Origin of the sequence: Kribbella lupini, assembly GCF_039529595.1 — a bacterium.
Lineage (GTDB): Bacteria > Actinomycetota > Actinomycetes > Propionibacteriales > Kribbellaceae > Kribbella > Kribbella lupini.
In genome coordinates, this window is sequence record NZ_BAAANC010000002.1 from 446,185 (window position 1) to 465,652 (window position 19,468).

General features: G+C 69.8%; 18 protein-coding genes. 8 read left to right on the plus strand and 10 right to left on the minus strand.

Going from position 1 to position 19,468, the window contains the following annotated elements; genetic code table 11:
- Positions 1–60: 60 nt before the first annotated feature.
- Positions 61–561: a MarR family winged helix-turn-helix transcriptional regulator gene (locus tag ABD235_RS15340; protein ID WP_344174689.1), complete on the minus strand. Its 501-nt coding sequence runs from the start codon at positions 559–561 to the stop codon at positions 61–63.
- 86 nt (positions 562–647) lie between these two features.
- Here ABD235_RS15340 and ABD235_RS15345 point away from each other — a divergent pair, with 86 nt between their 5' ends.
- The 3 genes from ABD235_RS15345 to ABD235_RS15355 are packed head-to-tail and all read left to right on the plus strand — an operon-like array spanning position 648 to position 3,348.
- Positions 648–1,619 carry an NmrA/HSCARG family protein gene (locus ABD235_RS15345; RefSeq protein WP_344174691.1) on the plus strand — a complete coding sequence of 324 codons (972 nt, stop codon included), beginning with the start codon at positions 648–650 and terminating at the stop codon, positions 1,617–1,619.
- Between the two features lie 59 nt (positions 1,620–1,678).
- Complete coding sequence (locus tag ABD235_RS15350; RefSeq protein WP_344174693.1) at positions 1,679–2,803, plus strand: ImmA/IrrE family metallo-endopeptidase; 1,125 nt, start codon at positions 1,679–1,681, stop codon at positions 2,801–2,803.
- Positions 2,800–3,348: a hypothetical protein gene (locus ABD235_RS15355; RefSeq protein ID WP_344174696.1), complete on the plus strand. Its 549-nt coding sequence runs from the start codon at positions 2,800–2,802 to the stop codon at positions 3,346–3,348. Before ABD235_RS15350 ends, ABD235_RS15355 begins: the two co-directional genes overlap by 4 nt.
- Before the next feature lie 184 nt (positions 3,349–3,532).
- On the opposite strand, the gene ABD235_RS15360 is transcribed toward ABD235_RS15355, so the two are convergent.
- The 4 genes from ABD235_RS15360 to ABD235_RS15375 form a co-directional block, all read right to left on the minus strand.
- Positions 3,533–4,840, minus strand: coding sequence for a sensor histidine kinase (locus ABD235_RS15360; RefSeq protein WP_344174698.1), 1,308 nt, complete (start codon positions 4,838–4,840; stop codon positions 3,533–3,535).
- Positions 4,841–4,842: 2 nt separating this feature from the next.
- Complete coding sequence (locus ABD235_RS15365; RefSeq protein ID WP_344174700.1) at positions 4,843–5,532, minus strand: response regulator transcription factor; 690 nt, start codon at positions 5,530–5,532, stop codon at positions 4,843–4,845.
- 418 nt (positions 5,533–5,950) lie between these two features.
- On the minus strand, positions 5,951–6,598 hold the full coding sequence (locus ABD235_RS15370; protein WP_344174702.1) for a hypothetical protein: 648 nt from the start codon (positions 6,596–6,598) through the stop codon (positions 5,951–5,953).
- 73 nt (positions 6,599–6,671) lie between these two features.
- A complete protein-coding gene (locus tag ABD235_RS15375) occupies positions 6,672–7,526 on the minus strand; it encodes a tryptophan 2,3-dioxygenase (RefSeq protein ID WP_344174704.1) in 855 nt (284 codons plus the stop codon).
- 157 nt (positions 7,527–7,683) lie between these two features.
- On the opposite strand from ABD235_RS15375, the gene ABD235_RS15380 reads away from it, so the two are divergent.
- A complete protein-coding gene (locus ABD235_RS15380; RefSeq protein WP_344174706.1) occupies positions 7,684–9,522 on the plus strand; it encodes a hypothetical protein in 1,839 nt (612 codons plus the stop codon).
- Here ABD235_RS15380 and ABD235_RS15385 read toward each other — a convergent pair.
- Entirely contained in the window at positions 9,511–13,149 is a 3,639-nt protein-coding gene (locus tag ABD235_RS15385) for a glycoside hydrolase family 2 TIM barrel-domain containing protein (RefSeq protein WP_344174708.1), read from the minus strand. The two genes, ABD235_RS15380 and ABD235_RS15385, sit on opposite strands and share 12 nt — an antisense overlap.
- A 118-nt stretch (positions 13,150–13,267) precedes the next feature.
- Here ABD235_RS15385 and ABD235_RS15390 point away from each other — a divergent pair, with 118 nt between their 5' ends.
- Together ABD235_RS15390 and ABD235_RS15395 are read left to right on the plus strand one after the other, a co-directional pair.
- The gene (locus tag ABD235_RS15390) at positions 13,268–14,710 is read left to right on the plus strand and encodes a glycoside hydrolase family 76 protein (protein WP_344174710.1); all 1,443 of its coding nucleotides are present in this window, start codon (positions 13,268–13,270) and stop codon (positions 14,708–14,710) included.
- Positions 14,711–14,752: 42 nt separating this feature from the next.
- Complete coding sequence (locus ABD235_RS15395) at positions 14,753–15,160, plus strand: hypothetical protein (protein ID WP_344174712.1); 408 nt, start codon at positions 14,753–14,755, stop codon at positions 15,158–15,160.
- 26 nt (positions 15,161–15,186) lie between these two features.
- Here the strand turns inward: ABD235_RS15395 and ABD235_RS15400 are convergent, their stop codons facing one another.
- The 3 genes from ABD235_RS15400 to ABD235_RS15410 form a co-directional block, all read right to left on the minus strand.
- A complete protein-coding gene (locus ABD235_RS15400) occupies positions 15,187–15,735 on the minus strand; it encodes a hypothetical protein (RefSeq protein ID WP_344174714.1) in 549 nt (182 codons plus the stop codon).
- A 100-nt stretch (positions 15,736–15,835) separates the two neighbouring features.
- Positions 15,836–17,083, minus strand: coding sequence for a hypothetical protein (locus ABD235_RS15405; RefSeq protein WP_344174716.1), 1,248 nt, complete (start codon positions 17,081–17,083; stop codon positions 15,836–15,838).
- The gene (locus ABD235_RS15410; RefSeq protein ID WP_344174718.1) at positions 17,080–17,589 is read right to left on the minus strand and encodes a SigE family RNA polymerase sigma factor; all 510 of its coding nucleotides are present in this window, start codon (positions 17,587–17,589) and stop codon (positions 17,080–17,082) included. The genes ABD235_RS15405 and ABD235_RS15410 overlap by 4 nt, the downstream gene beginning before the upstream one ends.
- A 103-nt stretch (positions 17,590–17,692) precedes the next feature.
- On the opposite strand from ABD235_RS15410, the gene ABD235_RS15415 reads away from it, so the two are divergent.
- The gene (locus ABD235_RS15415) at positions 17,693–18,190 is read left to right on the plus strand and encodes a DUF2505 domain-containing protein (RefSeq protein WP_344174720.1); all 498 of its coding nucleotides are present in this window, start codon (positions 17,693–17,695) and stop codon (positions 18,188–18,190) included.
- 74 nt (positions 18,191–18,264) lie between these two features.
- Complete coding sequence (locus ABD235_RS15420; protein ID WP_344174722.1) at positions 18,265–18,468, plus strand: hypothetical protein; 204 nt, start codon at positions 18,265–18,267, stop codon at positions 18,466–18,468.
- Between the two features lie 110 nt (positions 18,469–18,578).
- Here the strand turns inward: ABD235_RS15420 and ABD235_RS15425 are convergent, their stop codons facing one another.
- Positions 18,579–19,442 (minus strand): alpha/beta fold hydrolase, encoded by an 864-nt coding sequence (locus ABD235_RS15425; protein WP_344174724.1) that lies wholly within the window; start codon positions 19,440–19,442, stop codon positions 18,579–18,581.
- Between the last annotated feature and the right edge of the window lie 26 nt (positions 19,443–19,468).

Here is a 19,468-nt window from a genome sequence, read left to right on the forward strand (position 1 = left end):
CCTCAAGGCCCGATCAAGTCCTGCTGAGACTCTGCTGAGAGCGCCTCTCAGCAGGGTCGGTCAGTACTCGCCGCGGACCTCCGGCGGACAGGTGGTCTGGCGGTGCTTCTCGATCGCGGTCGCCACCTCGGCACCGGCGTCGCCGAGCGAGACCAGGCGATCAGTCCCGAGCGTGTCGACGACCAGCTCGCGGATCAGCGCGGCGTGCGCCGGCGCGCAGGCCCGGATCGCTTCCAGGCCCTGCTCGGTGATCGCGATCTCCGGGTAGCGCGCGTCACAGGCGACCTTCGCGATCAGCCCGCGCTTCTCCATCCGGGTCAGGTGGTGCGACATCCGGCTCTTCTCCCACTGGGTCGCCTCACCCAGCTCGAACGCGCGCATCCGCCCGGTCGGAGCCTCCGACAGGTTGACCAGGATCTCGAAGTCCGACGCCGACAGCCCGTACTCGCGCTGCAGGTGCCGGGCCACGTGCGTCTCCAGCAGCTTCCACATCAGCAGATAGCTGCGCCACGCCTTCTGCTCGTCGTCCCCGAGCCACGGTTCTTTCGCCACGTCAACCATCCTACCTTGCCGGGTTGATCCATCAACCAAACGCGCTATCCTGACCTTGGTTGACACATCAACCCAGACTTTCAGGAGATGGAACGATGACGGAGCAGAAGCTGATCGCCGTAGTGGGCGCCACCGGAAAGCAGGGTGGCGGGCTGGTCAGGGCGATTCTCGGCGACCCCGACCGCGAGTTCGCCGTACGGGCGCTGACCCGCAACCCGGACTCGGCGGCCGCGCAGGAGCTGGCGGCGGCAGGCGCCGAGGTGGTCGCGGCGAACCTCGACGACGAGGCGAGCCTGCGGAAGGCGTTCGAGGGCGCGTACGGCGCGTACGTGGTCACTGATTACTGGGTCCAGCGCACTCCCGAGGAGGAGGCGACGCGGACGCGCGCCGAGATGGAGCTCGAGCAGGCGGAGAACGCCGTGCGGGCGGCCCGGGACGCGCAGGTGCGGCACGTGGTCTGGTCGACCCTCGAGGACACCCGGAAGCACTTCGGTGACGACGACCGCGTGCCGAGCCTGGACGACGGCCGCTACACGGTCCCGCACTTCGACGCGAAGGGCGAGGCCGACGAACTGTTCGAGAAGTACGGCGTACCGACGACGTTCCTGCGCACGACGTTCTTCTACGAGGCCTTCACCGTGGGCCTGTGGCCGCAGCGCAACCCCGACGGCCGGCTCGAACTGACCCTCCCGATGGCCGACCAGCCGCTGTCCGGCATCGCGGCGGAGGACATCGGCCGCACGACGCTGGGAATCTTCAAGCGCGGCGACGAGTTCGTCGGCCGCACTGTCGGCATCGCCGGCGACCACCTCACCGGCACCGAGTACGCGGCGGTCCTGTCGAAGGTCCTGGGCGAGCCGGTCACCTACCGGCCGCTGACGTGGGACGAGTTCCGCGCGCTGGGCTTCCCAGCGGCGGTGGAGTTCGCGAACATGTTCCAGTTCTACGCGGAGGACTCGGAGCGGTTCACCGGGGAGCGGGATCTGGAGCTGGTGCGTGAGCTGAACCCGCAGCTGCAGTCGTTCGAGACGTGGGCCGAGGAGAACAGGGACAAGATCTCGCAGTAGATCGGCTGTCATCAGCTCGACTGTTGGGATTTTCCCAACAGTCGAGCTAGCCTTGGTTCATGGCAGCCTCCACGATCGGTGATCGCGTCCGGGCGTCGATTCCGATGCACCTGAGCCAGCGGCGGCTCGCGCCGCAGATCGGGATGACGCACGACGCCCTGTCGCGCGCCATCAACGGTCAGCGGCATTTCTCCGCGCTCGAGATCGCCCAGCTCGCGGAGCGGCTCGACGTCGACACGCACTGGCTCATCACCGGGCAGACGGATCCGTTCAAGGTCCGGCTTGCGGCTCGGCACCCGTGGGGGCGGAGCTCGGCGGAGCAGGAGGAGAACGACAGCGAGATCATCGCCCGCGTGGTCGACGCCTACCGTTCGGCGTACGCCGCACTGGGCCGGGTCCCGACCTCGCCGACCCCGCTGCCACCCGATCCCAGCGAGTTGCGAGGACTGCTGCCACCGGCAGGCGTTCGCCATCTGGCCGCGCAGGTCGAAGGCGTGCTGGGCGTCGACGTCGTCAGGGATCCCGGGCTGCAGACCGACTACTCGTTCCGGATCGGCGACCACGCGGTGATGCTGCTCAAGAGCACCATCTACTGGTTCCGGGCGAACTGGTCGATCGCGCACGAGCTCGGCCACTTCGCACTGGGCCATCACGTGCACGAGCGCGCGACCGCCGTGCAGGAAGGGCCAGCCGACACCTTCGCCAGTGAGTTCCTGCTGCCCGAGGAGCAGATGCGCGCGACGAACTGGCGGAAGCTGACGGTTCCTGAGCTGGCGCTCTGGATCTGGAACGCGGGGGTCTCCACGACCGCCGTCGCCCGCCGTCTCAACGCCTTGGAGATCAAGCCCTCCGACGAGATCCGGGCCGCCCTCGAGGGCAGTACGCCGAAACTGCTGCGCGTGCACGTCGACCTCATCAGGTCGACGTCGCCGTCGTACGGCGATCCGATCTGGGAACGCGAGAACGCGACCACCGGTCGGCAGTTCCCCGAGCGGGTCGTTGCCGCGCTCACCGAACGCGTCGAGGCGGGCGACGCGGACCCCTACGTGCTTGCGTGGGTCCGCGAGGTCCCGGTCGACGAACTCACCTGGCCGGAACCGGATCTCGACGCTGCTTCGCCTGAGTACCAGGCGCTGGATGAGACGCGGGACTCCGACTGGTTCGACCTGTTCGACGCGCAGTGAGCGCCGGCCGCTGTCTGGACTGGCAGCCTGTCGAGGACAAGAAGACCGCAGCGGTCCGCTTCCAGCAGTTCCGGTGCACACAGCCGTGGCCGACCACTGCGGGCGGCCGTCGGCTTCCCAAGCATCCGCGCCCTTGGGAATGGGATGCGCAGCGCCACGTGAAGAACCTGTGCCAGCTGATGCGCGACGGAGATCGTGTGCTGGTTGGCGTCGACGGGTCCGGGCCCGAGCCGGTTGATGCTGCCGTTCTTCATCTGCGGTATCTGGTCGAGCGGCCGAGGTTCGTGGCGCAGCTCGAGGTAGGCGCTGTCGCGATGAGCCATCGGAGCCCGGAGCCGCCGTATCGCGGGGACGAGATCCTGCGGGTGGCGCTGGCCGAGGCTCGCTCGACGATGGCGGACCGCTTGTGCAGCAGCGGATTGCTGGCCGGATTCATCCATGTCGAGAACAAGGCGAGTATGCGGATGGCGAGGCGGAACGAGTGGGAGCCGCTCGGTGATCCGGGTGCGGGTGGGTATGTGCGGTGGGGGCGGGCGGTGGGGTGATTTGCGGGGGGGGTGGTGTTCGCGGTCGTGCTGCGGGTTTGCTTGTTTTCGAAGGAGCGGGCGACAGCACGCGCACTTGGCGGCGGTAGCCGCGCACGCTTGCAAAGGGGTGGGTGGGAGCACGCCACGGAGGGAGCGCCAGCGACCGGAGGGGCGCGCGTGGGGGCTCTTGCTCGGCGTACGGCTACTTGCTGAGGAACGTGAGGTGGACGGCCGAGCCGTGGATGGTCAGGGTGCCGCCGGCGGCTTCGGTGGCTCGGCGGGCTATGTCTAGGCCCAGGCCTGTGGAGCCTCGGTCGCTGTGGCCTCGGGTGCCGGCGCCGAGCGGGATGCCGGGGCCTTCGTCGGCGACGACGATGCGGATGCCGGGGGCTGCGGCTACGCGTTCGCGGGAGAGGGTGATGCGGGCGGCGGTGCCGTCGGGGGTGTGGGCTACGACGTTCTCGACGAGGGCGTCGAGGGCGGCGGCGAGGTCTTCGGCGGCCAGGCGGATCTCGGCGGGTGGCGTGGGGAGGTCGAGGGTGAGGCGGCGGCCCTGGTCCTCGAAGAGGGGGGCCCAGAAGGCGGCTCGGGTGCGGACGATCTCGACGGCGTCGCAGTGCGGGACGCGGCCTTCGCGTTGGGGGCGGCGGGCGGCGCGGATGACGGCGGTGAGGGTGCGTTCGAGGGAGGTGACCTGGGTGTTGAGCTCCTCGGCGCGTTCGCGGTCGGGCAGGGCTTCGACCTGGAGGCGGAGCGCGGTGAGCGGCGTGCGGAGGCGGTGGGACAGGTCGGCGACGGCTTCGCGTTCGACGGCGATGACCTCGTCGATGCGGTCGGCGAGGCCGTTGAGGGCGGCGCCGACCTGGGCGACCTCGGCGGGGCCGGTGGTCGGGGCGCGGGCGTCGGTGTCGCCGCGGGCCAGGCGTTCCGCCGTACGGGCGGTTTCCTCGAGCGGGCGGGCCAGGCGGCGGGAGACGAGTTCGGCGCCGGCGATGCTGAGCAGGAGGACGAGCAGGCTGCCGCCGATCAGGAACCCGATCTGCAGGGCGAGGCCGTCGTACAGCTCCTGCGTGGTGAGGAACAGGCAGACGCCCGCCGGGCCGTACGGCGTACCGACGTCGATCTCGGTCACCTTGCCGCCGTCGACGTCGCGGAAGGTCGCGGGCGACACCTTCGGCGGGCCCTTCTTGCCTGAGTCGTAGCCGCCGGGGACGGATTCGGGCTTGTCGATGCCGCCGGGCGGGCTGTCGCCGAGGACGGTGCCGTCGGCGAGCTGGACGGAGATCCGGCCGGGGCCGTCGTCGGTGAGGGCTTCGATGTACGCCGAGATGTCGTCGGTCGTGTGGTTCTTGTCGCCGACGTAGTACGCGACGTTCTGGGCGCGGATCTCGGCCTTCTCCAGCGCGTCCTCGACGGCGGCGGCACGCATCAGCAGGATCAGCGGTACGGCGAACGCGAGTACGACGAGCGTCGTCATCCCGACCGACAGCAGCATGATCCGGCGGCGCATCGTCAGCCGCCTGCCTCAGGGGCCGCGAGTTTGATGCCGACGCCGCGCACCGAGTGCAGGAACCTCGGCTGGGCGGCTGTTTCGCCGAGTTTGCGGCGGAGCCAGGAGAGGTGGACGTCGACGGTACGGTCGCCGCCGCCCCACGGGAGGCCCCAGACCTCGGCGAGCAGTTCGCGTTTGGTGACGACGGCGCCGGGGCGGCGGGACAGGGCGAGCAGTAGGTCGAACTCCTTGCGCGTCAGGTCTACCGGACTGCCGTCGACGGTGACCTCGCGGCTGCGCGGATCGATCGACAGGGCACCGAGCTGGAGGGCCTCGGATTGTTGCTCTGGGCCACGACGTCGGAGGACGGCGCGGATGCGGGCGTCGATCTGGGCCGAGCTGAACGGCTTGATCACGTAGTCGTCCGCGCCGGCGTCGAGCAGGGCGACCACGCTGGCGTCGTCGTCTCGTGCCGTGGCGACGATGACCGGTACGTCGCTGACGGAGCGGACCATGGCGAGTACGTCGCGGCCGTCGAGGTCGGGGAGGCCCAGGTCGAGGAGGAGGACGTCGGGCTTGTCGCGGGCCACTGCCGCGACGCCGTCTGCTCCGCCGGCCAAGGCGGTCACCACGTGGCCGGCTGCCGTCAGCGCTGTGCTGAGGGACGTGCGGATCGCGTCGTCGTCCTCAACCAGTAACACCCGAGCCATGCCCCGAGGGTAGACGGGCGGGCCAGGTCTGCTGGTTTGGTGGCTGCTCGTACGGCGTGCTGTGGCTGAGGTTTGCGGGGATGCGGCCGGGAAGGTCGGCTGTGGCTGAGGCGGCTGCGGCCGGAGGGAAGACGAGAAGTGTGTCGCAGCGGACGAGGCGGGGCGGTGGTGCCCGGGGGTGAACGCGAGCAGGTGGTGCCCGGGGGTGAACGCGAGCAGGTGGTGCCCGCGGGTGAACGCGAGCAGGTGATGCCCGTGGGGGTGAACGCGAGCAGGTGATGCCCGTGGGGGTGGACGCGAGCAGGTGATGCCCGTGGACGAGTGAACGTGAGCAGCAGGTACCCGGCGGAAGTGAACTCGGGCAAGCGCAGCCCGAGACGGGGTGAGCCCAGCAGATGCAGAGCGGGAGCGGTGCTGGCTACTCCGTGAGTTCTGGGTCCGTGGGGGGTGGTGGGGTGAGTTGCTTGGGGGCCCGGAGGCCGGTGGAGCGGAGTTCCAGGTCGGCCAGTTGGGCGATGACCGTGGTGTCTCGGTCTCGCCAGGCGGTGACGGGGTCGTTGCTGATCTTCGCGAGTTTGTGCATGGGCTGGTTGGCCATGGCGCGGAGGGCGAAGAGGTCGAGGTCGGCGGCGTTGTCGATGAACTTCTGGGCGGCGGTGGCGCGGCGGGAGAAGCGGATGCGGCGTGGCAGCCAGATCAGGAGGGCGAAGAGGACGGGGAGGGTGATGGTGACCGCGGCCAGGAGGTACGCGAGTTGTTCTACGGCGTGGGCCTGTTCGCGGCCGGCGTCGGCGAGGCGGACGGCGGCGCCGGCGGCGCCGTCGACCGGCGCACGGAGCTCGTCGCCGACGACGGGGACCCGGCCGACGGGGCCGGAGAGTTTGCGGAGGTCTTCGGCCAGGCCGTCGCCGGCGGACGCGGCCTTGCGGCCTGGGTAGCCGAGGGCGTTGGTGATGCGGAAGACGGCCAGGCCCAGCGCCGTACAGAAGGCGATCCAGCCGACGAGCATCAGGTCGCCGAGGACCTGCCAGAACCGCTGGGTTCGCACTGCGGAGTAGAGCTTCACGTGCCGCCTCCCGGGAGCCAGTTAAGGGCGTGACACTACTGGCTCAACGGGGGCCGGCGAAGCGGTACGAGGACTAGAGCGACGTCCGCAGGTGCCAGAGGTGCGGGTAGTAGCGCAGGTCGAGCCGGGAGCGCAGGTAGCCGGCTCCTGATGAGCCGCCCGTGCCGGGCTTGGTGCCGATCATCCGCTCGACCATCACCACGTGCCGGGCGCGCCAGGCGGCGGCCAGCTCGTCGTGCTGGAGGAGGGCCTCGGCCAGCTCCCAGATGGCGCCGTACTTGCCGCGGTCGCGGGCGACAGCCGACAGACCGATCCGCAGCTCGTCCTCGGTCGCCGTACCGAACCCAGCAGACTCCAGTACGACGAGGAACGCGTCCCACAGCGTCGGCTCCTCGAGCCGCTGCTCCAGCCGGGCCCGCTCGACGTCGCTCAGCCCGCGGAACCGCTTCACGAACGACGGGTCCTTGGCGCCGGACAGGAACTCGATTTCGCGGAACTGCACCGACTGGAACCCGCTGGCCGGCGACAGCCGGTGCCGGAACTCGCCGAAGTCCTGCGGTGTCATCGTCTCCAGGATGTCGACCTGCTGGGTCAGCGTCCGCTCGATCGTGTGGACCCGGCGCAGGAGGTGCTGCGCCAGCCAGAGCTCACCGGACAGCATGGCGTCGCGGGAGGCGGTCATCTCGTGCAGGACCTGCTTGAACCACAGCTCGTACACCTGGTGGATGGTGATGAACAGCAGCTCGTCGTGCGCGGGCGGGTCCGACTCCAGCCGCTGCTGGTCGAGCAGCTGGGGCAGCCGCAGGTAGCTGCCGTAGGTGAGGCGGCCACCCTCCTCACCGAAGTTCACGTCGACCCCGTCCCAGCGGCCGGTCACCGCGTCCGCGCTGGGACGTCCCTCGTCGTTCTTGTCGCTCTGGCTGCTCACGGCCTGAGGATAACCGCCGCTACCGCCGGTGACCGGGTCCGTACGTGATGGGCGGATGGTTTGTCGTGACCTGATCGTGCGGTGGGTGTGACGTGACGTGTGGTCGTTCGTTGGAAGTGGTGCAAGTCAACGGGGACTACGAGATGTAGGTGGGCGAGTGCACACGCTGGCGGAGCGGGTAGAGGTCGAGGTCGGTCCGGCCGAGGTCGAGGCGGCCCTGCTGGAGAACTACCCGGCGCTGGTGCGCCTCGCCTACCTGGTCCTTCCGTCGTCGCTGGGACGGCACCGACGCGTCCTCGCGGCGCACGGTGTCGTGCAGCGGGCGATGCCCGACCGGCGCAGGCTCGAGCGGCAGCTGATCGGCGAGACCAGCGCCTCGGCGTACATCCGTCGCAAGGTGCTGCGCGACGCCGTACGCCAAGCACACGCCCGTACGCCGCTGCGGATGCTCCCGGCGGTCTGGGGGTTCCGGCTGTTCCCGCGCTCCGGCGCGGCGGACGACCTCGTGCTCGACCAGGTGATGGCCGCCTGTACGCCGGAGGCCCGCGCCGCGTGGGCGCTGGTCCGGGTCGAGCACCTCGGCGTCACCGAGGCCGAGGGCGAGCTCCGCGCGGCGGGGATCGACTCCGCGGCCGCGGCGATCGAGGAGGCGGCCGAGCTTGACGAGAGCGCCGTCGCGGGCGTCCGCGGGCCGCTGGACGCGCAGGTGTTCGACCCCTGCGCCGTACGGCTGGCTCCGACCGACCTGATGCGCCGTAAGGCGCGCGGCCGGGCGGTGGCGATCGTCGTCACGATCATCCTCGCGCTGATCCTGCTCGCCTCGCTGGCGCTGACGGCCGGGCGCGGGCAGTCGACCGCGCAGGCGGCTCCCGTCGTGGCGCAGCGGGAGACCAAGCGGCTGAGCGTGGACGACCTACGGCGTACGTGGATGTTGTGGCAGGACACGGCCCGCGTGGACTTCACCGCGTGGCCCGCGCGGGGCAACCGGATCAACGACCGCGAGCTGCTGTCGAGGGCGCTCAACAGCTGGACCGACGGGACGAGCGTGACGGCCGTCGCCGGCGCGTCGACGACCGCGCCCGTCGAGGCACCGCAGCTCCTGTACGCCGGTGACGTCGACGGCGCGGGGACCGTGCTCTTCCACGACGGGCAACGCATCGCGCGGTACAGCGACCGCGACGGCGGGAAGCTGGTCGTCGCACGGGCCGACGACGCGGACGTGACCACCTCGGCGGCCGTCGCGATCAGCGAGAACGCCGACGGCGTGCGTTTCCTGACCGCGCCGTGGGTCGCGGAGACCGGGCTGCGCGACCTGAAGAAGCCCGACGCGCCGACCGGCAAGCTGCCCACGGCGGACGGGATCACGGCGCCAGTGAAGCCGCCGGCTGCCGACTGCTCCTCCTGGCCCGCGCTGCAGCTGCGGTCGTCCGAGGCCATCGCCGAGAAGCACGCGTTCCTGGTGACGTACCTGGGCGGGCTGTCGCCGGCGCACCTGACCTACATGCCGCCGCCGTCGCTGGGTCCGGCGCGGTTCCCGCGGGAGGCGACGAGCGGCGCGGCGCTGGTGAGCTGGTCGCGGACTGTCTGCGGGCTGCAATCCCTGCAGAACAAGGGCGTCAAGGCCGCGAACAACTGGACCTTCGCCGAGCAGCGACTGCCGGACGGGACGTACGGCGCCTGGGTCTGCACGCGGTCGGACAGCTGGACCGGCGGCGGCTGGGCGACTGTGAAGCTGTTCCCGGCCGGGCTGGCTGCCGGCCACGCGACGAACACGGCGATCTGCAGCCGGTTCGACCAGAACGTGCTGGCGACGACCGCCTGGCGTTCACCGACCGGTACGTCGTACCTGCTCGCGGCCGGGAGCCGCAACGTGGACCGGATGACGGTCGGCGCGCAGAGCATCCCGGGATCGGTGATCGCGCTTCCCGGTCAGATGAACTCGCCGGTGAGCGCGCACGTGACCACGGGCGACACGATCCGGCCGCTAATGAAGTAGGGACTCGGCAGCCGACAGCGGGCGGAGCGTCACGGCGTACGCGCGGGGTGTGGTGGGATCGATCCGGTACGGCGCGAGGACGCCGTTCGGGGTCTCCCCCATGCCGGTCTCGGCGGCGCCGACGTGCAGCGTCACCCAGCCGCGATTGCGGACGAGCGGGAGCTGGAAGTCGTACTCGGCGCGATCCAGCCGGTCGTACGGCGTGACGCTGACGTCGACCGAGGCGCCTGGCGCGGCGCTGACCATCAGGCCGTGCTGCTGGTCGGACAAGGTGGTCCAGCGTGTGTCGGTGTGGTTGCCGTAGGCCTGCGGGCGGGAGTAGGCGACGTACTGCTGGTCGACCGTGCTGCGGTAGACGCCGATGCGGGTGCCTTTCGCGCGGTCGTTGTACGACTCCTCGGGGCCGCGGCCGTAGTACGCGAAGTCGGCGAGGTGCTCGGGGACCTGGAGCTGAAAGCCCAGGCGCGGAAGGTACGGCAGCGTGGAGAGCTTGCTGCCGGTCGGAGTGACCTGGTGGGTGAGCGTGATCGTGCCTGCCGCGTCGATCGTGTAGGTCATCGTCTGCCGGAAGGCGAGCTCGGCGGCGTGGCCGGAGGCGGCGGCCGTGCTGGGTACGACGACCTGGATGCGGCCGTCGGCGAGGCGAATGGTTCGCACCGCTCGAGTGATGGTCTGCAGGCGGTCGAGGCCGAGCTTGGTCCAGATCAGGCGGTCGGCGGTGCCCCAGTCGTAGGTCTCGTTGGACGTCGGCGGACGCCAGACGTCGAGGGTCGGGCCGTTGCGCAGCAGCTCCTTGCCCCGGGCAACCATGGAGACGAGCCCACCGCCTGCGAAGGCGTAGCGGAAGCCAGCGCCAGAGACGACGGTGCGGCCGGGGGTTGTGGTCACCGCGGGTCGGCCAGGGCTGACCCGCGTGGGTGCGACGGTGCCACCCAAGGAGAACTGGTCGTGTTGCAGCGAGCCGGCATCCACGTTCAGGAAGCGTTCGATCGGGTGTGGGGACACCGGAATGGTCACCGTGCGGCTGGAACCAGGCGCGAGCGTCATCGGGAGCTTGCCCTGGCGGATGACCTTGTCTGCTTCGCGAATCGACCAGGAGAAGGTGAACGTGAGCGGGGCGAACTGCTGCTCGTTGTGGGCAGTGACGACGCCGGGCTTCGCCGACGTGAAGCGCAGTGGGGACTGCGCCCAGGCGAGTTCTGCTGTTTCGGGCTGGAGGGTTCGGTCGGTGCCGACCAGGCCGTCGGTGCCGGAGAGGCTGAGGCCCAGGCTGGGGAACGAGCCCTCGGTCTTCGTCGACTCGAAGTCGAGCGCCAGAACCGGCTCGGTGCTGGAGAGGATGCGGACGGAGTCGATGACGCCGTGGGCGAGGCGGGTGCGGGTGTGGTCCTGCTGGAGCTGGGCGTTGCGGCCGACGTTGACTTCCCAGACCGTGGGCTCGATGGTGCCGGTAGCCGGGACGCTGCTGCGCTGATCGTCGATCGCGAGCGTCAGCGAGGTGCCGTCGTACGAGCCGGTGACGTGGTGCCAGGTGTCCCGCCAGTTCGACGGGACCGGCATCGTGACGGCCTTCTCGACGCCGTTGAGCGTGGCGCGGAACTCGAGAGTCCGCGCGTTCGGCATCTGTACGGCGTACTGGTTGCCCTTGGTGACGATCGGGAACGAGCCCGACCAGGCGTCGGGTTTGACCCACGCCTCAACGGTCAACGGCCCCGTCACGTCCAGCGCGGGATCGCGGAAGACGTCGACGAAATCGTCGAGACCGGACAGTTCCACCCCTTGGCCGGAGTGGCCGGGGGCAACGGACGGCTTGCCGACGAAGAAGGTCTGCAGCCGGTGCCGCGAGGAGTCCGGGGTGGTGATCAGCGGCTGGTCGAGGTTCTGCTCGGCCCAGTCCCAGATGAACCCGCCCTGCACCGACGGGTACTTGCGGGCCAGCGCCCAGAACTGGTCGAAGTTGCCCAGACCGTTGCCCATGGCATGCGCGTACTCGCCCATCACGATCGGCTTGGTGAACGTCTTCGCCTTCTCCTCCAGCGCCACCGGCGTCGGGTAGCGCGGGCCGGCGACATCGGCGTACGGCGCATCGCCGTCCGGCGTGTTCGACTGGTGGTACAGCAGCCGGGTCGGATCGTGCTCGTCCGCCCACTGGGCCATGGCGAAGTGCGCCGCGCCGAGCCCGGCCTCGTTGCCGGTGTCCCAGAACACGACGCTCGGGTGGTTCTTGTCCCGCTCGACCATCGCGGTGAAGCGATCGGCGTACGCCGCCTGCCACTCGGGTTTGTCGGCCAGGCAGCGGCTCGGGCAGCTCTCGTGCGCGTGCGTCTCGATGTCGACCTCGTCGTCGATCAGCAGCCCGTACTTGTCGGCGAGCTCGTACCAGTACGGGTCGCTCTCGTAGTGCGACGTCCGGACGGCATTGATGTGCAACTGCTTCATCAGCCGGACGTCGCGCTCCATCGCCGCGCGGGTCACGTGGCGACCTGTGGCCGGATCCGTCTCGGCCCGGTTGACGCCGCGGAACAGGACGCGCTTGCCGTTCAGCAGGACCTGCCGGTCCCGCACCTCGATCTCGCGGAAGCCGACCTGCTGGCTGGTGCGATGGACGACGCGACCGTGCTCGTCGGTGAGCGTGAGCACGAGGCGGTAGAGGGTCGGCGTCTCGTCGGACCACTTCGCCGGCGCCCTGACCACGCCGCTGAGCTTCAACTCGTCGCCGTCGGCCTTGCCGCTGAGCGCGGTGACCTCACGACCGGTTGCATCACGCAACGACGCGGTCAGTTGGTAGCCGCGGGCCTCGACCAGTGAGGCGTCGACCTTCAGCGTCGCGTCCCGGTACGACGCGTCGAGGTCGGTGCTGATCGCAACGTCCTGGACGCGGGATCGCGGCACGGAGTACGAGTAGACGTCGCGGAAGATGCCGGCGTACCGCCACTGATCGTAGTCCTCGAGGTAGGAGCCGGCCGACCAGCGGTGCACCTGGACGGCGACCGTGTTCGCGCCCGGGCGGGCGGCGTTGGTGATGTCGAACTCGGCGGGGCTGTAGCCGCCCTGGTCGTAGCCGATGTACTTGCCGTTGACCCAGACGAAGTAGCCGCTGGTGACGCCCTCGAAGCGGAGGAGTTGCTGACGGCCCGTTTCGGTGCGAGGAAGGTCGAAGGTCTTGAGGTAGGCGCCGGTGGGGTTGACGTCGCGCGGGGTCTTGGGTGGGACGTCGGGCCAGAGTTCTTCGGGGATGTTGCGGAAGATTGGATGGTCGAGGAAGTCGCTCTGCCAGGTGTGCGGGACCTGCACGGTCGGCCAGGTGGCGCCGTCGGACTTCTGGAACCCGGCGGGGACTTGGGAAGGCTTGTCGAACAGACGGAACTTCCAGGCGCCGTCGAGCGAGCGCACGTACGGCGTACCAGATGCTGCCGTCGCGGCGGCGTCGTCGGCGTACGGCCAGAGCCGGGTGTGCGGAGCGACCTGGCCCTCGGCGACCCGGCCTGGGTCGTCGAGGTAGGTGTAGACGTCGTCGGGGCCGTCGGCGGCCAGTGCAGGGCCGACCACGCCCACGGTGCCGCCGAGCAGCACGAGGGCGAGCAGGTAGCCGATCGGTCCCCTCAGGCGGAACATCCGTCTCCTCATCGTTGTCTTCCTAGGACGATGCACGAACCCGGTCAAGAGTTCGATGTGTTGACGTCGTCACCCAGGGCGACGACACTTCGATGAAACCGCTCTCTTCCTACCGCCCCAGGGAGATCCCGTGTTGACTGGAATCGTTTCCGTCGTGACCGCCCTGTCCCTGCCGCTCGGCGCACCGCCGCCCCCGACTCCCGAGGTGACGATGGCCCTCCAGGCGACGATCTGCAACAAGTACTGTGACGCCCGCGACCCCGCGCTCTCCCCCGGCGACCGCTCGCCGGTGAGCACGACGCTCTTCGGCCGGACCGTCAGGCTGCACTTCGACGACGCGGACGCGATGGGCTGGGCCTCGATCGAAGGTGGCTCACCCGGCGACGAGGTCTGGCTGGATCGCTCGTTCGACGGCGGCCGGACCTGGGCGTCCGGCAGCCGGCTCGGCAACACCGCGATCCCGGCCGGCCAGACCGGGTGGCGCACGCAGATGTACAACGTCGACGACTGGAACAACCACGGCGTCGGCGCGCTGCGCGCGTGCGGCAAGGCCGGCGACCGCCCGGACGTCACCTGTACGCCGTGGGCTCGGACGACCTGGAACGCGGGCGACCGCCGTACGGCCGCCGCGACCGCGCAGATGCAGTACTACAACTACGCGACCGGCCTGTTCGACACGACCGGCTGGTGGAACTCGGCGAACGCCCTGAACGCGGTCATCGACAACATCCGGGTGACCGGGATGGGCAGCTACCGGTACGCGATCGGCCGGACGTACGACCTCAACCTGAACGCGCAGCAGGGACAGTTCCGCAATGACTACATCGACGACACCGGCTGGTGGGGACTCGCGTGGGTCGCGGCGTACGACCTGACCGGGGAGGCGCGGTACCTGCAGACCGCTCGGATCGACGCCGATCACATGGCCGCGCACTGGGACAGCACGTGCGGCGGCGGGGTGTGGTGGAGCCAGGCGAAGACGTACAAGAACGCGATCACCAACTCGCTCTACATCCAGCTGAGCGCGGCGATGCACAACCGGATCCCGGGCGACACGACGTACTCACAACGCGCGCAGGCCGGCTGGTCGTGGTTCCAGCAGAGCGGGATGATCAACGGGTCGAACCTGGTGAACGACGGACTCGACGCGAACTGCCGGAACAACGGCCAGACGGAGTGGTCCTACAACCAGGGCGTGCTGATCGGCGCGCTGACCGAGCTGTCGGTGGGGAACGGCGCCTACCTGACCCGCGCTCGGCAGTTGGCGGACGCGGCGACGACGGCGCTGGGCCTGCACACCTCCGACGGGATCTTGCGGGAGCCGTGCGAGTCGGGCGACTGCGGCGGGGACGGGCCGTCGTTCAAGGGCGCGTACGCGCGCGGGCTCGGCAAGCTCAACGCGGCGCTGCCGGACCACCCGTACACGGCGTACCTGCGACGGCAGGCCGACCGGGCGTTCGCGAGCGATCGGACGGCGATGGACCAGTACGGACTGCGCTGGTACGGACCCGTCGACAAGCTCGACGCGGCGCGGCAGCAGAGCGCGCTGGACCTGCTGAACGCGACGCCCTAGGCACCGGGCGGACTGCTTGGCCGCGTTGTCTAGGCTGGCCCGGTGGATCGCCGGGAGCTGCTGCTGGAAGTTCGACGGACCCGGAACGACTGCGTGTTCGGCCTGCGCCTGACGCTCGACGCCGGGCGCGCCGGACGGGGCATCGCGTTCGCCGAGAGCTACGACTACCTCCCGCTGGGCTCCGACCCGGGCCGCGAGTACATCTACTCCGTCTACACCGAGTACGCCGCCCTCGAGTCGCTCACCGAGTACTTCGAGAACCTGCTCGGCGAGACCTTCGAGGGCGAGCCGGCCGACCGGCTCGTCGCGTGTTTCCACGCCCTGGTCGCCGCCGGCGAGCTCGGCGACGGGCTCGCACTGCAGGAGAACCATCGCAGGGTCGCCGACTGGTGCGAGCAGGCCGGCGTCCCGGCCGAGACCGAGACCTGGACCTGGATCAACTCGGATTGACCCAGGGGCGCCGGGTGGACGATTCGTCAGGCCTTGCCGACCAGGATCCACAGGTAGTCGTGGTTCTTGACCGGGAAGGTGGCGGTCTTGTTGCTGACTTCCTTGGTCTTCTTGCAGTCCGTGGTGGTGTAGCGCCAGCGGACGACCTGGACGCGCCAGGACTGCTTCAGCTGGTGGAGGCGGCGGACCTTGTTCTTCGGGACCTCGGCGGTGTAGGACCAGCTGTCGGAGACCGAGTGGGACTTGCCGACGGTCTTCGCGTACTGGGACTTGATCTCGGCGATCACGACGCTCGCGGTGACGCCGAGGTCGCCGGTCCAGGACGAGTTGGACTCCGAGGTGGCCGTCTTCTGGTACGTGATCCGGCCGGGGCCTTCCATCCAGTCGCTGTACAGGTTGGTCCCGACGTACACCTCGTGGCCGCCGCGGACGTACCAGTTGATCTCCTTGGTGTTGCACTTCTTCGCCACCGCATCCACCGCGGCCGGCGCGGCTTCGGCGCCCAGGGCAACAAAGCCCGGCGCCAGCAGGCCGGCCAGCCCCACGGTGATCCCCAGCATCCTGCGAACCCGCATCACGAACTCCTACCTCGAGGTGAACTGCATTGGTAGGAAACTTACGGGCCTCCATCGTTGAATAGACATTATGTTTCAGTGACGGTCCGTCACAGGTGTGTTACTTGTCCAATGCTGAATCAGTCGCCAGCGCGATCACCTGCGCCTTGGTGATGCCGCCGGGCTGCGGCTGCTTGCTCGGGTTCTGGACCACGACCGAGGCGAGGTTGCCGTCGGGCTGCAGGTACGCGGCACCCAGCATGTAGCGCTGCTTGCCCCGGCCCTGAGGCGGGACTCCCTCGGCGTACATCACCTTCCGCCCGTCGGGCGTCGTCGTCTGGGTACAGGTCAGGCCGCCGAGTTGCTCACTGCACCGGCTGACGAACTGCGCGGAGTCGACCGCGATGATCACCGTCTGCTTGATCGCACCCGATCGCCAGGTCTCGATCACGCCGAACTGCTCGGGCACGGTGTCGTTGTAGTCGTGGGTGAGCGTGCCACCGGTCAGCACCCGTACGGCGGCCGCGTGCGCCTGATCGATCGTCGGCTTGAAGTTCTTCAGCTCGTCCTCGGCCTGCTGCTCCTCCGTCGACAACGGCGGCAGGTCGACCCGGAGATCGGTGACGAGCGCGAACAGCTTCGCGTCGGTGATGCCCATTCCGTGCACGGGCACGGTCGCGTTGTTCCCCCAGAACGGGTTGACCGTCGCCATCACGAACTCGCCGTCGGCCTTCGTGTACGTCAGCTCGACCGCCTCACCGCGCCGGCCCAGCTGTGCCGTCCGCCCGTTCGGCAACGTCACCGACCGGCAGGTCAGCGGCGGCGCGAAGGCCCCCGAGCCGCAGCGGTCGCTGACTGCGGACGCCGACGTGGCGACGGCGAGATCGATGTAGCCGACGCCCTCTTGCCCGGCGATCCGCCAGCCGATCCGGCCACCACCGCGCCGGATTCCCGTGGTGTGGTCGAACCCGAATCCACCCTTGCTGCTGTAGTCGAGGTGCTTGCCGCCTGGATCGAGATGCTGCTGCAGCGCCGCTCGCATCGCCCGGTCGAACGCTTTGTCCTGCGCCTCGTTCCCTGCTGGATCGGAGGGCTTCACCACCGGGGGCCTGACCGACACCGACGTACTGGTGGTGGCGGCCGGCAGCTCGCTCCGGACCGCATTCGGCGTCAGCCAGCTCGTCACACCGACAGCAACCGCGCCGACGGCCGCGACGGAGACGACTCCGCCCGCACCGGCCAGCATCCGCCTGCGACGCAGTCGTCGACGGCCGGCCTCGAGGTCTTCCGACACGGCCCGCGGCAGGAAGTCGTCCTGCCACGCGGCGGCCTTGGTGAGCTGCGCGCTCAACTCCTTCTCGTCGATCATCGGTCCTGCCCTCCTACCGTCCCGAACTGGGCGGTGAGCAATGCGGTCAGCCGGGCGAGCGCCCTGGCGTTCTGGCTCTTGACCGTGCCGGGACTGCAGTGCAGGTCCGCGGCGGTCTCGTCGATCGACATCCCGAGGAAGTGCCGGAGTACGACGACCCGCCGCTGCCCGATCGGCAGCGTCGCGAGCGCGTCCATCACGGCGCTGCTGTCCTCGACCGCCGGTGGCGGCGCCGACGGCTCCTCCAGCCCGTCGAGGCCCGGCGCCTCCCGGCGCCACGGCCGCCGGCTCTCGTCGATCCCGGAGTTCACCAGGATCCGCCGGGCGTACGCGTCCACGTTCCCGGCCCGCTGCACCCGCGGCCAGGCGACGTACAGCTTCAGCAGCGCGGTCTGGACCAGGTCCTCCGCCTTGTGCACGTCCCCGCACAGCAGGTACGCCACCCGGCGCAGCTGCGTGCGCCGTTGCGCGACGTACGCGCTGAACTCCTCGTCCCGCGAGCCCATTCGGTCGTCCCCTCACTCGGTCTGTCAACGATGAGTACGAGGCGGGCGCGACTCAGGTTGTCAGAACGGCGGGTGACCGATCGGTAATGTCATGATGTGCCGCATGGAGCTGAAGATGTCGGCGTCGTACGACGCCACCCCTGAGGAAGTCTTCGCGATCGTCACCGACGGCACCTTTCGCGAGCAGGCCTGCGAGAAGACCAAGGCGCTGTCGTACGACGTCAAGGTGAGCACGACCGGCGACGACACCGTGGTCCGGGTCGAGCGCAAGATGCCGTCGAACGACGTACCGGACATCGCGCGCAAGTTCGTCGGCGAGACGCTGACCGTGGTGCAGACCGAGACCTGGCACGCGGCCAAGCCGGACGGGTCGCGCGACGCCGACGTGCACGGGGAGATCGCCGGGACGCCGGTGACGCTGAAGGGCACCGCGACGATCCGGTCCGAGGGGGCGCAGACCGTGCAGGCGATCACGCTGGACGTGAAGGTCGCGGTCCCGCTGATCGGCAAGAAGATCGAGCCGTTCGTCGTCGAGGCGATCCGGTCCGGCCTGGCCAAGGAGCACGAGCTCGGCCGCGAGTGGCACGACGGCACCAACTGAGCCGTGTCGCTACCCGGCAGGCGCCGGCTCCGGTGGCAACCTGGAAACGGAATGTCACCGGAGGTGAGCCTGTCGTGCGAACGAAGCGAAGGACTACCGAACCGTCGGCCGGCGAGGACACGCAGTACTGCGTGTTCTGCGAGGCGACGGTCCTGTTCGAGCGGGTCGAGGCCGGGGACCACCCCGTCGACGACCCGGCCGGCGAGTGGATCTGTGTCAGCTGCGGCTCGGCCCTGCTGATCGGCCCACCGCTGCAGCATCTCGAACACACCGCCTGACCACTCGTACGCCGGTCTGTCGGCCAGGGCGGCGACGGACAGACCGGCCTCAGAGCTGGACGCGGATGCCGGCTCCCCTGCTGTCGGCATCCGCGCCCGCACCTCTCGACCTACAGCGGCGGGCCGAAACCACACAGGACCGGCCGGGCCCGCGCCGGGTCCAGCGCGTTGGCGACCAGTTGCGCCACGGTCGGGTCAAAGGCCAGCCCGACGTGCCCGACCGGATCCAGCGGGCAGGTGTCCTGCACGAACTGGTTCTTCACCCCGGACTCCCGGATGAACGACGTCTCGTGCGGCGTCACCAGCGCGTCCAGCCGCGAGGCGATCACGGTGTACTTGACGCCTGGCTGCGCGATCGGACCGGCGGTCAGCTTCGCGACCTCGGAGCCCCCGACGATGATCTCGTCGCAGGCCGGGCAGCCGAAGTCGCGCAGCACCTGGTCGACCAGCGGCCGCAGCCCGAGGTAGTCGCCGACGCTGACCAGCCCGGCGAACGTCGTACCGTGCGTCGGCGGCGCCAGCGCGACGACCTTGCCGACCTTCCCGGCGTACCCGCGGACCTTCGGCCCGTACAGGCTCTGGAAGCCACCCTCGGAGTGCCCGACGATGTCGAACTTCGCGGCGCCGGTCGCGGCCCGGACCTGGTCGACGAACGCCTCGATCTGCGCCGACGACCGGACGATCGAGACCGTGCCGCCGACCGGGATCGCGGGCGTCGCCTGACCGTAGGTGAGCGTGAAGGCGCAGTAGCCCCTGGACGCGAGGTACGGGCCGAGGAACGAGTAGTTGCCCGGGCCGTTGCCGCCGAGGCCGTGCAGCAGGACGAGCGGGTTCGGGTGGGCGGCGGACGGCTTGCAGGCCCAGTTGTCGAACCCTGAGGACGGCGCGGCGACCGCCGTCGTGGTGGTGCCGACGGCCAGCAGTACGGCGGCCAGGAGGCCGGCGCCGGCGCGTCGGAGGAGGTGGGGTTTCATCGCGGCTCCCGAGGGGCAGTGTCGTT